Origin of the sequence: Clostridium sp., from assembly GCF_047718555.1 — a bacterium.
GTDB lineage: Bacteria > Bacillota > Clostridia > Clostridiales > Clostridiaceae > Clostridium_I.
Genome location: NZ_JBDNRK010000020.1, coordinates 38,925 through 52,194, shown reverse-complemented (window position 1 = coordinate 52,194; position 13,270 = coordinate 38,925). Strand labels below are relative to the sequence as shown.

Below are 13,270 nucleotides of genomic sequence, written 5' to 3'. Positions count from 1 at the left end.
TTATATTAGTAGTGTACAAAGGAGGGGATAATGAAAATGTTAAAGAATTTTTTTATAACTGTTTCTTTGGGAATTGTATTCATATTGTTTCTTGCCATATTCATAGGAGGGACTGCAGAAAATATTGGCAAATTAAATAAAAGCAGCAGCCAATTGGAAAAATATGATATTAGTCCTACGGATATAGTATTTGATAAAAATAATAGTGGAGGGGCAAATATAAAGGTATATATAACCGAAGAAAAAAAGATTAAGGAACTAGCACTTGAAGAATACACAAGGGGAGTAGTGGCTGCAGAAATGCCTGTAGAATTTAATATAGAAGCCCTTAAGGCACAAGCGGTGGCGGCAAGAACTTTTGCAGTAGCCCATATGGAGGTATATGGTGGTAAAAAGTATCCAAAAGCTAATGGAGCAGATGTGACAGATACAGTTGATTGTCAGGTGTATATGGATAAAGATGCTAGATTAAATAGTTGGCCTAAAAGTTTATCAGGAGAATATTGGAATAAAATTACACAGGCGGTTCAGGAAACAAATGGACAAGTACTTAAATACAGTGGAAAATTAGTTACAGAACCATACTATTTTGCTATAAGCAGTGGTAAAACTGAGAATAGTAATGATATTTTAGGTAAGGATATACCATATCTTAAAAGTGTTTCAAGCCCTGGAGAGGAAAGTGATCATAATAAATATAAAAGTCAAGTAAAAATGTCCTATAGTAGTTTTGTGAATAAAGTAAAAAGTGAATACAGTAATTCTAATTTAAATATTTTCAATGTTAAGAGTTCAATAAATATTATAAGTAGAACTGAGGCAGGAAGCGTTAGAGAGATAAAGCTAGGTAATAATACTATAACAGGTTCTAAATTCAGGAGTATGATGAGCTTGAATTCAGCTAATTTCTCTATAAAGTATAATATTACAGATATAGAGATAAACTGTGTTGGTTACGGTCATGATGTTGGAATGAGTCAGTGGGGAGCCAATGTAATGTCAAAACAGGGAAAGAATTATAAGGATATATTGACTCATTATTATAGTGGAGTAAGTATAGAAAAAATTTAAGGCAATATATTTATAGCACTATTATATTATGTATTTAAAATTGAATTTTAATATGGCAGTGGATAAAAGATAAAGATTCTACAATAAAAATTTTATTATTTTTATTGTAGAATCTTTTTAATTATTAAGAAATTAATAATACAAGGCTATTTAAGGGCTAAAATGAAGCATTATCCATATTTATATGATAAAAAAGGAAAAATATTTTATATAAAATGTATTATTTGCTAATTTGTGGACAAAATACAAAAAGGAGGTGTTAATCAATGGATAAAAATGATTTACAAAACAAACAAACAATTAAAAAGGAAAAAATTAGTTTCTGGAAGAAAGATGGATTTTATGTAATCTTGTTTCTATGCTTATGTGTGGTTGCAGGTGTTGCTACATATGTAAATACCAATCCTAAACATAAGAGTAGTTCACTGTCAAAGCAAACGCAAGTATCAGTAAATGATCAAAACAAGAAGGCAACTAATGATCCCAAAACTACAGAAAAACCAAAAACAAATACAGCAAAAGATGATAGTAAAAAAACTAGTATGGACAATGCTAATCTAGTAAAAAAAGACACTACGAAGAGTAATGCAAGTGTTCCTACCAATGCAGCACCGGTAACGAGTATGGTTACACCTGTAAATGGTACTATTGCTCAAGGGTATACAGGAGTTTCTGGTGCTATGGCAGTAGGTTTAGATAATGTATCAAGAACCATATTAGGGGAGTATATAAAAGTAGCCAATAAAGGAGTACCTGTTTATGCGTCAATGAATGGAAAGGTATCTTCAGTTAGCGGTGGAAATGTAGTCATTATAAGTAGTGATGGAAAGTTAAAAACTGTATATGACAATTTAGACCCATCAAGTATATCAATAAAAGCTGGAGATACAGTTGCTAAGAACAGCAAAATTGGTGTAATAGGCGATAGTGATAATGCCAAAGATAGAATAGTTAATTGTGATCACTTATATTTTGAAATTGATGAAAAACAAAGTGATGGAACTTATAAGGATGTAAATCCACAGAATTATATAAAATACTAATTATTCTATATATCAGCCATTCCTAAAAAAATAGGGGAATGGCTGATATTAAGTAATCAATATGGTATATAGTGCATATTTATAATATAGAAGGGTTAAGGAGGTAGCACTTTGAAAGATTACATTGAGGAAAGAGTTTTAGAAGTAGCACAATACATTATTGAATCAAAAGCTACAATCAGAAAAACTGCTAAAGTTTTCGGAGTGAGTAAAAGTACTATACACAAAGATATGACAGAGAGATTACCTCAAATAAATCCTCAAATTGCTGAACAAGCTAAAAATATTTTAGAAGTTAATAAAGCTGAAAGGCATATTAGAGGTGGAAAAGCTACAAAAATGAAGTACAAGGCTATTGAAGGTTAGAAACATTCCTATTATAATAAAAAAAGAGGAAATTTTTATGATTTTATGTAATAATAAAGTTATAATATGATAAATGTGTTGTTTTGTGTAAAAAAACACAGGAGATGGAGTGAATAGAGGAATGTTTTTTGGAATTGGATCTGATATGGGCATAGACTTAGGAACAGCCACCGTGCTTGTGTACCTTAAAGGGAAAGGTATAATTTTAAAAGAACCATCAGTTGTAGCGATAAATCGTAATACTAGCGAAGTTCTTGCAGTTGGTGAGGAAGCAAGAAAGATGATAGGCAGAACACCTGGAAATATAGTAGCTATTCGTCCATTAAGAGATGGGGTCATCTCAGACTATGATATGACTGAAAAAATGTTAAAACATTTTATACAAAAAGCTTGTGGAAAAAGAAGAATGTCTGCACCTAAAGTAGTAATTTGTATACCTTGTGAAGCTACAGAGGTTGAAAAAAGAGCTGTAAAAGATGCGGCAATGAATGCAGGGGCAAAGAAACCTTGCTTGATAGAAGAACCACTGGCAGCAGCAATTGGTATGGGGCTTGATATAACAAAGGCAAGTGGGAATATGGTTATAGACATAGGTGGAGGAACAAGTGATATAGCTGTTATTTCTTTAGGAGGAATAGTAGTAAGAAGGACTATAAAGGTTGCAGGAGATAGATTTGATGAATCTATCATTAAATATATAAGAAAAAAACATAAATTAATGATTGGTGAAAGAACTGCTGAAGATTTAAAAATAAATATAGGTTCAGCCTTTAAAGGCGAATCTGAAGAATCTCTGGAAATCAGAGGAAGAGATTTAATAACAGGGCTTCCTAAAAATTTAATTGTAACTTCGCAAGAGATGAGGGAAGCACTTGAAGAAGCGGTTAGTGCTATTGCTGAATGTACGCATTCAGTACTTGAAAAAACTCCTCCTGAATTAGCAGCAGATATTGCTGATAAAGGAATAGTTATGACAGGTGGAGGTTCCCTTCTAAAGGGGTTGGATAAGCTTATTCAACATGTTACTAAAGTTCCAGTTTATGTTGCTGAAGATCCAGTTTCTTGCGTAGCACTGGGAACTGGTAAAGTTTTGGAATTTATTGATAAAGTATATCTAGATGGAGAAGATATATTAATGTAATAAATAGTGCTAAAAAGTGACTGCAATATAATAACAGTCACTTTTTTATTATTTACATTTTTTATTTTAAAATAATTCCTCTATTTCAGTACTTTTTAATTCCTTTTATTAGGAGTGTTCTTAAATAAATAATATGAATGTAGCAATGCATCACAAATTACTGTAGTCATATCTAAAATTAAGTTTAGTCTTATATTCCTATTGGTAAATAATTCGGTGCTATCGCAGGAGTCAACTATACCAATTATAGATGAATTACCTACGTCAGGAAGAGATTTTCCAACACCTTTTCCAGGATGTATAGGATAATCACGCACTTGTATCTCACCAATATTATTGCTATTACCTAAACATGCATCTATTCCTATAATCTCTGATTTAGGATAGAGTACTTTTAGGTGACTTAATTTTTTATCAAGATTTAGTGCATGAATTGGTTCTGATATTGTTCCATAAACTGGCAAAGGGAAATTTTTATTTTTTAACATAGTGCCTGTTAATGGTCCGAGACAATCTCCTATGCATCTATCTGTACCAATACAAACTATTATTGTATTATCATTAATATAATTTTTTAAAAAATAGGCTATTTCATAATAGGCCATGGAATTTTTGTAAAATGTTTTGACTTTATTCAAGAATTACACCTCCCAATAATCTATATGAAATTGTAATAGGTAATATTATGAAAAATTGAATAAAAAAATTTTTTGATGAAATAATTAATAGATATTGGAGGGATTTGTGTGAATAAAAAGAAATTAAGTATTGTGGTAACAATGGCTACAGTAGTAACTGTAATTATTATGCTTTTAACTTTTAGTTTTAGTAAAGGGATGGATTCTGATGACAATAAAACTTTGATTCTAAATAATACTAAAGTGAAAAAGGAGCCCAATATAGATACTTCTAATAATATTAAAAATAATTCTCTAGAGGGAAGTGTAAATAGCGATAAAAATTCAATTAAATCTGCTGATGTAAAGGTATCTAATAATGAAAGTAGTAATAGACAAGTCTCCTCAGATTTAAATTATCAAAATGAAAGTAAAGCAGGAGACGTAGATAAAGAAAATATAAGTAATATAAGTGGAGAAAATAACTTATCTTCCTATAGTTCAGAAAAAGGAAATGAACCTGAGAATAGAAGTGATGTTTCAGTATTTAAGGTTTCTAAAGAAAAAATAGCAAGTGAACTTACTTTTTCAGATAAAGTAAAAATTTTATCTATAAGTAAAAATCTTTCATCTAGCGACCTAAGTGAACTCAATGATGATATAAACAATGGCAATGAAAAAAAAGGGATTTCAGATGCTATACAACTTTTAAAAAGAAAACTTAATAGCAAGGATTTTAACAATGCCAAAAATATTGCAGCAAGGTTTATTAATTTAAATAGCATAAATAATTGATGTTCTATAAACTATTTTTATAGAAGAGGATGAGAGCATTATTAAAAGTAATAATGGAATAAAAAATATGAGTTGATGCATATAATGGAGAAAAATGAATGTATGGGGAGATATATAGATAAAATCGTGATATTTATCCTGATTTGCAATTTGAAAATTGACCCTTAGAATTATATAATATTCCTTGTTGATGCGCTTGATTCTCAGAGCGTTATCTAAATAGTACTTATAGCGTGGAGGAATTCCCGAGTGGCCAAAGGGGGCAGACTGTAAATCTGTTAGCTCAGCTTTCGATGGTTCGAATCCATCTTCCTCCACCAAAAAATGGGCGCTTAGCTCAGCTGGGAGAGCATCTGCCTTACAAGCAGAGGGTCACAGGTTCGAGCCCTGTAGTGCCCACCATTTTATATAATTGCATAGGCTGGCATAGCTCAATTGGTAGAGCAACTGACTTGTAATCAGTAGGTTATGGGTTCAATTCCTATTGCCAGCACCAATTTTGGAGGAATTCCCGAGTGGCCAAAGGGGGCAGACTGTAAATCTGTTAGCTCAGCTTTCGATGGTTCGAATCCATCTTCCTCCACCAAAAGACACATAGGTGTCTTTTAATTTTATATATATTGACTAGTTATAAATACTATGTTACTATAATATTGAAGTTTAAATTTAACTACATAATGAATTTTATACTCTTATCAAGAGAGGTGGAGGGAAGTGGCCCTATGAAACCCGGCAACCAGTGTGATATTTTCACATTAAGGTGCCAATTCCAGCAGATAGATTTCTGCAAGATAAGAGAGATTTGCAAAAATAGTCTCTTCTTATTTAAGAAGAGGCTTTAGTTTTTTTATATGACAAGGGGGAAAGTACAGTGAAAAAATTATTTACTTCTGAATCGGTAACTGAAGGACATCCAGATAAAATATGTGATCAAATATCTGATGGAGTATTAGATGCTATACTTGCGCAGGATCCATATGGAAGAGTAGCTTGTGAAACAACCGTTACCACAGGTATAGTTAATGTAATGGGAGAAATATCAACAAAATGTTATGTTGATATACCTAAAGTTGTTAGGGAAACAATAAGAGAAATAGGATATACTAGAGCAAAATTTGGTTTTGATTGTGATACATGTGCGGTAATTACGTCAATTGATGAACAATCTTCTGATATAGCTCAAGGTGTAGATGAAGCACTAGAATCAAGAAAGGGAGAAATGGATAAATTAGAGGCTGTTGGAGCTGGAGATCAAGGTATGATGTTTGGTTTTGCAACAAACGAAACTCCAGAATACATGCCTATGCCAATAGCTTTAGCCCATAAACTCTCAAGAAAACTAACTGAAGTTAGAAAAAATGGAAAGTTAGCTTATTTAAGACCAGATGGAAAAACTCAGGTGACAGTTGAATATGAAGATAACAAACCAGTGAGAATAGATACTATTGTTATATCAACACAACATAGCCCAGAAGTTTCACAAGAAGATATTGAAAAAGATCTTATTGAGAATGTAATAAAACCAGTTGTTCCTGCTGAACTTTTAGATGAAAATACAAAATATTTTATCAATCCTACAGGAAGATTTGTTGTAGGTGGACCACAAGGAGATTCAGGTCTTACTGGTAGAAAAATAATAGTAGATACTTATGGTGGCTATGGCAGACATGGCGGCGGAGCATTTTCTGGTAAGGATCCAACTAAGGTTGATAGATCAGCAGCTTATGCTAGCAGATGGGTAGCTAAAAATCTAGTTGCAGCTGGTATTGCTGATAAACTTGAAATACAGCTTGCTTATGCAATAGGTGTTGCAAAACCTGTATCAATTTCTATAGATACCTTTGGAACTGGAAAAATTTCTGAAGATAAGATTGTTGAAATTGTTGAAAAGGTGTTTGATTTGAGACCTGCTGCAATAATAAGAGATTTAGATTTAAGAAGACCAATATACAAACAAGTAGCGGCTTATGGACATTTTGGTAGAACAGATATAGATGTACCATGGGAGAAACTCGATAAAGTAGATGAAATAAAAAAATATATATAAAGTTACTTTAAAATTCAGTATCTAAAATATAATGTTTTAAAGTTAATTAAAATAGGGAGCTTCAATAAGCTCCCTATTTTGATGTTATAAATTATTTGCTAAAGTTTAAACTATTAAATTGTATGTTAAGTACAGTATTTAATGTAATATTTATGTAAATAATAACAATGTCAGTTCTAACTAAATATTTTGTAATGGGCATATTTAGTATGATATAATTTTTATATTAAACATTATAGATAATAATTGTAACTGGATAAGATTTGTTGATAGTAGGAGAGATTTTATGTCCCAATTAAACTGCATTGTTGAAGATATAGTTTTTAAAAATGAAGAAAATGGGTATGTTGTAGCTCACGTTAAAGAAAAAGATATAAGGCATACTATAGTAGGGTGTATACCATATATTATAGAAGGGCAATCACTAAAGTTGCAGGGAGAATGGGTTAAGCATCCGCAGTTTGGAAAGCAATTAAAAGTTACTGCCTGTGAAGAAATAGTACCAGATTCTAAAATTGGAATAGAAAAATATTTATCTTCTGGAGTTATAGTTGGAATTGGTCCTGTAACAGCGAAAAAAATAGTTGATAAATTTGGTGAGAAGACTCTTGAAATATTGGATAATGACATAGATAGGCTTAGTGAAATAGAAGGTATAGGAGATAAAAAAATAAAAATTATATATGAATCTTATTCTGCACAAAGAGAAATAAGAAATATAATGGTTTTTTTACAAACTTATGGAATAACCTCTAACCAATGTGTAAAAATATATAAAAAATATGGATCAGAATCTATAAAAGTTGTTAAAGAAAATCCCTATATGTTAACAGAGGATATAGCTGGTATTGGATTTAAAAGTGCAGATAAAATTGCAAGGAGTTTAGGTATAGAAGCAGACTCTCCTTTTAGAATACAAAGTGGAATAAACTATGTTGTAAATGAATTTTGTGCTATGGGAAATACCTATATGCCTGTAGAAAAATTAATTAAGCAAGCCATGGATGTGCTTTCAGCAGAAAAATCAAATATAGAAAAAAATATATATGAATGTACTCTAGAACAGAAAATAAAAATTGAGATAATTGATAATCAAAATTGTGTATTTACTATGCCCTATTACTATTGTGAATTAGGTGTAACTAAAAAAATAATAACTTTGGCTACTAACAAATATGATGATATTAAAATTGATATAGATAGCAAAATAGAAGAGTTTGAAAATTTGAATTCTATAAATTTCGCATTGACGCAGAAAGAAGCTATAAGAGGTGCTTTTGAAAATGGAGTTGAAGTGATTACTGGTGGTCCTGGTACAGGAAAAACTACTATCATAAATTGTATAACCCATATATTTGAAAAGGAATCTTTGAGAGTATTTATGGCTGCGCCAACAGGTAGAGCTGCCAAAAGAATGTCAGAGGCTTCTGGAAGAGAAGCAAAGACAATACACAGATTATTGGAACTTGGGGTTGGAAACGATGAACAAATGACATTTTTTAAAAAAGAGGAATGTCCTTTAGAGTGTGATGTAGTTATAGTTGATGAAGCATCTATGATTGATATTGTATTGATGAATAATCTCCTTAAAGCCATAGGAATGGGCACAAGGCTTATAATTGTTGGGGATGTTGATCAATTGCCTTCTGTGGGACCAGGTAATGTGCTAAAAGATATAATAGAAAGTGGAGTTATAAAAGTAGTGAGGCTAAAAGATATATTTAGGCAAGCTAAAGAGAGTATGATTATAGTAAATGCACACAAAATTAATAACGGAGAAATTCCAATTTTGAATAAAAAAGATAAGGATTTTTATTTTATAGGCAGGGATGGAAACGAGAATATACTTAATACTGTTATAGAGCTTATACATAAACGTCTGCCTAAGTTTAATACAAAATGGCATAGTAAACAGCATATTCAAGTTCTTTCACCTATGAGAAAGGGACTTCTAGGAGTATCAAACTTAAATAATAGTATTCAGCAGGTTTTAAATCCCAATGAAGAAGGAAAAAAAGAAATTAAATCTAGAGACATGATATTTAGAACTGGTGATAAGATTATGCAGACTAAAAATAATTATACATTGAAATGGACTAGAGTTGCCGGTATTGGGGAAAAAGAAGGCGAAGGTGTATTCAATGGAGATATAGGATTTATTGAAGATATTGATGATAAAAATAATCTTATTGTAATATTTGATAACGAGAGAAAAGTAGTCTACGAAGACATGTATCTAGATGAGTTAGACCTTGCATACGCTATTACAATACATAAAAGTCAGGGAAGTGAATTCCCAGTAGTAGTAATTCCAGTGTTTATGGGACCACCGCTGCTTATGAATAGAAATTTATTATATACGGGTATAACTAGAGCTAAAAAGCTAGTAGTTCTTGTAGGTAACCAAAAGGCAATACAATTTATGATAAGTAATAATAAAAGCTTTGATAGATATTCCGGTCTTAAATGGAGAATTTTAGATATAATGAAATAGAAATGTAATAAAATACAAATAAATATATTATTTGTATTGGAAAAATTGAATTCTATTATATCATCATTGAGAATAATATGATGAGTATGGGAGGCATAGTTATGAATGCTAATAATTTAAATAATCTAAGCATAGAAGAAATAAAAATCAGTAATGCCATTTTAAATTGGAGTTTCGGAAGAAAAAATTTTTTAAGCGTTGTAGCGCCTCCGTATAATACATCCCTTATATTTATTAAGACAATAATGGAATTCATAAGTAATGAAAAAAAAGTATTATACATAACTGGTGAATATGAAAAGAATATTCAAATAATTAAATACTTTAGAAATAATACTAAGTTTAGAAAATATACTTATATTAGAAATAGTGTAACTATGACAAATTCTTCTTTAGTCTTCTGTAATTATAAAAAGTCTATACTGATTAAGGATAAATTTGATTTAGTAATTTATGATGATATTAGAAGCTACCCACTATATTCTAAATATGAAATAATAGATATTATGAATAAATGCTGTAATGAGCATGGAAAACTTATAGCATATTCTATTGATGATATATTTAACAAGGGAAAAGAGATCCTTTTACCTGCTAAGTATAATAAAATGCCTTTAGTTGAACCTAGAATCATAACTACAAGAATTGATATAAATAAAGATATGCCATTTGTTGTATACGAATATATAAAATGGTCCATAAATATAGGTAGAAGAGTAGCTATGATTTTGCCAAATAGTGTAAATATATTTAATGTTACATCTTATGTATTTAAGTATTGTGAAATGCTTACTCACAATATAACATATCATTCTAAGTACGAAAACAATACAAATAAAATAAATGAGCTCCATAAATATGAGAGCGGAATAATTGTAACAGATGATTTTGATAGTATTTGTATCGATAATAGCAGTATGAATATAATAGTTTTATTTGCAGATAATAGTGAGTTTAATTATAAAAAATTAGTATACTTTTGTGGTAGAACAGGAGAAGGAGATATAGGAAGTCGGGGAGAAGTTATATTTTTAGCAAAGGAAGAAAATTATGAAATTGAAAAAGCTAAGGCTATAACTCGAAACTTCAACAAAAAAGCATGGGAAGATGGATTGTTAAGTATATAAAATATTTATTGGATTGTATACTGAGCATAGTATACTGTGGAGAATGTAAGTGTATAGCATGTGGAGCTCATGTGGAAGAAATAAATATATGCGGTGAATGCAGAAAAAAAATTAAATTTTGTAAGGATACTATGAGAATTGAAAGGGCAAATAGTGAAATAATTTGTTATAGTGTGTCTTATTACTCTAATATTATGGCTAAATTGATTTTAAGGCTTAAATATAAAAGTGATTTTGCCTGTGCAGATATTATAGGAAGTTTTATGGTAAAAACCATAGAAGAAAATAATATTAAATTTGATTGTGTGACCTTTGTTCCCATGACTAAAAAAGCTATGAGGAAAAGAGGATATAATCAAAGTAGAATTTTAGCTAAGGTTATAAGTGAAAAATTTCATGTAGAATTGATAGACTGCCTTGGGAAGGTAAAAGAAACTAAAGATCAAATTGGATTGGATGGTGATTCAAGATGGAAAAATCTATCCTCATCCTTTAAAATAAAAAATTCAAGTATAATTTTAAATAAAAATATTTTAATTATTGATGATGTTATAACTACAGGTGCTACTTCCTATTATTGTGCTCAGGAAATACTTAACAATGGAGCAAAAAAGGTTAACGTCTTGACTGCTGCTAAAACTAGTATATAATATTAAGTATTAAGTTAGGTTTGTGGTTGAAAGTCGATGCCAGTCGCAGGCAAAGCGATCCACGTAAGTTAAACAAAGTTTAATGAGCATGGTGCGGTTTAGAGGTAAGTCCTGCCGTGAAAGCGAGAGAGCAATTAGTGAGAGGTTAATTCCGGGTAGCAAAAGTTCCAGCAGGCGAGTGTGGGGTCAAAGACCAGGTCAGCTAATTTAATAATGCACCAACGGGTGCTATTTAGCAGTCTTTTTTAAGGCTGCTATATTTATTTAAAAATAATTATTCCCTGCCTATTCTCCACCTAGATGTCATAAGCGCTAATTCTATATTGTGCTAATGCTTTCTTAGTGTTCTCTTTATTTATGTTTATTTTTCACTATTTATTTTTATTTAATTCCAGACTTTTAAAATAATTAAATATGTATACTTGTTAGTAATTACCATCAGCAAAATGCTGATGGTTTTTTTATATCTTAATTTACCCGATGACTACCATCCGTAATACTCCCATCTTCTATCAAAGTGGGAGATAACGGCTGCTACGTCCCTGGATAACGATTTCTAAGTTTCAGCTGGAGAAAAAAACTCCACCTGAAACAAAGAACTCTGTTTATAAATATTCTCAAAAAAATATGTTTATATTCGCGAATTTTGTTACTATATGGTAATGAAAGGAGGGATATTATGACAGAACTAGAGATAATGTTAAACAAAATTGAAGAGTTAAGAACTTTAATGTATCAGTTAATGACTAAAGAATTAGAATTAACTGATCCAGAATTAGTAGACTTAAGTCAAAATTTAGACAAGCTACTAAACAAATATAATAGATTATTAAATAAGTTTAAATAATCTATTATAGAAATTGAAAGGAACACCCAAATTGGGTGTTCTTCTGATGGAAAATAATTGTATATAAAAATGACAATTATTTTATTGTTTTAAATATATGTATTTTGTAAATAATAATAAAGTATTTAGAAATAGCATTAATAAAAAATTTATATAATATTCTGTCAATTTATTTTTTTAATACTTGATACTTTATATAAAAAGTAATAAAATATTATCACAGGAATAATTATCCTAAGAAATAAGTTAACAATTGGTTTTAGAGAGGAGCTGTTAATATGAGAATAACTATTAGCGGAAAAAACGTAGAGGTTACAGATGGTCTTAGAAGTTCTATTGAGAAGAAATTAACAAAATTAGATAGGTACTTTAATCCTGATGTAACAGCTCATGCAACTTTAAGTGTGGAAAATTACAGACAAATAGTTGAAGTGACTATTCCTTTTGGAGGAGCTATACTTAGAGGTGAAGAGTCTAATACAGATATGTATGCTGCCATAGATTTAGTTGCAGACAAAATGGAAAGACAGGTAAGAAAGCAAAAAACCAAATTAGAAAAGAGAAAATATGGTGCATCTTTAAGATTCCAATCTATACCTGATTTTGAACAAGATGATAAAGATGAAGTAAAGGAACCATCAATAGTAAAGACAAAAAGATTTGCTATAAAGCCAATGTCCGAAGAAGAAGCTGTTTTACAGATGGAGTTATTAGCACATAGTTTCTTTGTTTTCCAAAATGCGGATTCAAGTGAAGTAAATGTGGTTTATAAGAGAAAAGATGGTAATTATGGTCTTATTGAACCAGAATTTTAATTTATATATTTAAAGGAGTGTGGATTTATAAATCTACACTCTTTTAACGTAAGGTTAAATAGTTCCATATAAGTTGAAGGAATATAAGTTAGATGTTATAATCTATTAAGTATAATACTTTTATCCGATGACTACCCACTCTAATACTTCCATCTTATTCAAGTGGGAGTAAAGAGTGGCTACGTCCCTGGATAACGACTTCTAAGCATCAGATGGAATAAAAACTCCACCTGATGCCAAGAATTCTGTTTATATAA

General features: G+C 30.5%; 12 protein-coding genes, 4 tRNA genes and 1 riboswitch. Of the genes, 15 read left to right on the top strand and 1 reads right to left on the bottom strand.

The window, feature by feature from the left end:
• Positions 1 to 36 precede the first annotated feature (36 nt).
• The 4 genes from spoIID (at position 37) to ABF633_RS09940 (ending at position 3,621) form a co-directional block, all read left to right on the top strand.
• Positions 37 to 1,071: a stage II sporulation protein D gene (spoIID, locus tag ABF633_RS09955; RefSeq protein ID WP_415523538.1), complete on the top strand. Its 1,035-nt coding sequence runs from the start codon at positions 37 to 39 to the stop codon at positions 1,069 to 1,071.
• 266 nt (positions 1,072 to 1,337) lie between these two features.
• Positions 1,338 to 2,114, top strand: coding sequence for a peptidoglycan DD-metalloendopeptidase family protein (locus tag ABF633_RS09950; RefSeq protein WP_415523537.1), 777 nt, complete (start codon positions 1,338 to 1,340; stop codon positions 2,112 to 2,114).
• 111 nt (positions 2,115 to 2,225) lie between these two features.
• A complete protein-coding gene (gene spoIIID, locus ABF633_RS09945; protein WP_003445786.1) occupies positions 2,226 to 2,480 on the top strand; it encodes a sporulation transcriptional regulator SpoIIID in 255 nt (84 codons plus the stop codon).
• Positions 2,481 to 2,601: 121 nt separating this feature from the next.
• Complete coding sequence (locus ABF633_RS09940; protein ID WP_415523535.1) at positions 2,602 to 3,621, top strand: rod shape-determining protein; 1,020 nt, start codon at positions 2,602 to 2,604, stop codon at positions 3,619 to 3,621.
• Between the two features lie 95 nt (positions 3,622 to 3,716).
• Here ABF633_RS09940 and yyaC read toward each other — a convergent pair whose 3' ends face one another.
• Complete coding sequence (yyaC, locus tag ABF633_RS09935; protein ID WP_415523534.1) at positions 3,717 to 4,259, bottom strand: spore protease YyaC; 543 nt, start codon at positions 4,257 to 4,259, stop codon at positions 3,717 to 3,719.
• A gap of 108 nt (positions 4,260 to 4,367) precedes the next feature.
• Between yyaC and ABF633_RS09930 the strand changes: the two genes are divergently transcribed.
• The 11 genes from ABF633_RS09930 (at position 4,368) to hpf (ending at position 13,013) form a co-directional block, all read left to right on the top strand.
• Positions 4,368 to 5,033 carry a hypothetical protein gene (locus ABF633_RS09930; RefSeq protein ID WP_415523533.1) on the top strand — a complete coding sequence of 222 codons (666 nt, stop codon included), beginning with the start codon at positions 4,368 to 4,370 and terminating at the stop codon, positions 5,031 to 5,033.
• Between the two features lie 235 nt (positions 5,034 to 5,268).
• Positions 5,269 to 5,353: transfer RNA gene (locus ABF633_RS09925), tRNA-Tyr, on the top strand.
• 6 nt (positions 5,354 to 5,359) lie between these two features.
• Positions 5,360 to 5,435: transfer RNA gene (locus tag ABF633_RS09920), tRNA-Val, on the top strand.
• A gap of 18 nt (positions 5,436 to 5,453) precedes the next feature.
• Positions 5,454 to 5,529: transfer RNA gene (locus tag ABF633_RS09915), tRNA-Thr, on the top strand.
• 5 nt (positions 5,530 to 5,534) lie between these two features.
• Positions 5,535 to 5,619, top strand: a tRNA-Tyr gene (locus ABF633_RS09910).
• Between the two features lie 103 nt (positions 5,620 to 5,722).
• Positions 5,723 to 5,831, top strand: a riboswitch (SAM riboswitch).
• A gap of 73 nt (positions 5,832 to 5,904) precedes the next feature.
• Entirely contained in the window at positions 5,905 to 7,080 is a 1,176-nt protein-coding gene (metK, locus tag ABF633_RS09905; protein WP_415523532.1) for a methionine adenosyltransferase, read from the top strand.
• 286 nt (positions 7,081 to 7,366) lie between these two features.
• Positions 7,367 to 9,574, top strand: a complete 2,208-nt coding sequence (locus ABF633_RS09900; RefSeq protein ID WP_415523531.1) for an ATP-dependent RecD-like DNA helicase — start codon at positions 7,367 to 7,369, stop codon at positions 9,572 to 9,574.
• A gap of 101 nt (positions 9,575 to 9,675) precedes the next feature.
• On the top strand, positions 9,676 to 10,701 hold the full coding sequence (locus ABF633_RS09895) for a hypothetical protein (protein WP_415523530.1): 1,026 nt from the start codon (positions 9,676 to 9,678) through the stop codon (positions 10,699 to 10,701).
• Entirely contained in the window at positions 10,674 to 11,351 is a 678-nt protein-coding gene (locus ABF633_RS09890; RefSeq protein ID WP_415523529.1) for a ComF family protein, read from the top strand. Before ABF633_RS09895 ends, ABF633_RS09890 begins: the two co-directional genes overlap by 28 nt.
• 679 nt (positions 11,352 to 12,030) lie before the next feature.
• On the top strand, positions 12,031 to 12,198 hold the full coding sequence (locus tag ABF633_RS09885; RefSeq protein ID WP_415523528.1) for an aspartyl-phosphate phosphatase Spo0E family protein: 168 nt from the start codon (positions 12,031 to 12,033) through the stop codon (positions 12,196 to 12,198).
• A gap of 278 nt (positions 12,199 to 12,476) precedes the next feature.
• Positions 12,477 to 13,013: a ribosome hibernation-promoting factor, HPF/YfiA family gene (hpf, locus tag ABF633_RS09880; RefSeq protein ID WP_415523527.1), complete on the top strand. Its 537-nt coding sequence runs from the start codon at positions 12,477 to 12,479 to the stop codon at positions 13,011 to 13,013.
• Positions 13,014 to 13,270: the final 257 nt, after the last annotated feature.

Bases quoted from the DNA above. Each gene is read 5' to 3' on its own strand.
- spoIID (WP_415523538.1), top strand. From the start codon at position 37: ATGTTAAAGAATTTTTTTATAACTGTTTCTTTGGGAATTGTATTCATA.
- ABF633_RS09885 (WP_415523528.1), top strand. From the start codon at position 12,031: ATGACAGAACTAGAGATAATGTTAAACAAAATTGAAGAGTTAAGAACT.
- ABF633_RS09950 (WP_415523537.1), top strand. From the start codon at position 1,338: ATGGATAAAAATGATTTACAAAACAAACAAACAATTAAAAAGGAAAAA.
- hpf (WP_415523527.1), top strand. From the start codon at position 12,477: ATGAGAATAACTATTAGCGGAAAAAACGTAGAGGTTACAGATGGTCTT.
- ABF633_RS09895 (WP_415523530.1), top strand. From the start codon at position 9,676: ATGAATGCTAATAATTTAAATAATCTAAGCATAGAAGAAATAAAAATC.
- ABF633_RS09940 (WP_415523535.1), top strand. From the start codon at position 2,602: ATGTTTTTTGGAATTGGATCTGATATGGGCATAGACTTAGGAACAGCC.
- ABF633_RS09900 (WP_415523531.1), top strand. From the start codon at position 7,367: ATGTCCCAATTAAACTGCATTGTTGAAGATATAGTTTTTAAAAATGAA.
- ABF633_RS09890 (WP_415523529.1), top strand. From the start codon at position 10,674: ATGGGAAGATGGATTGTTAAGTATATAAAATATTTATTGGATTGTATA.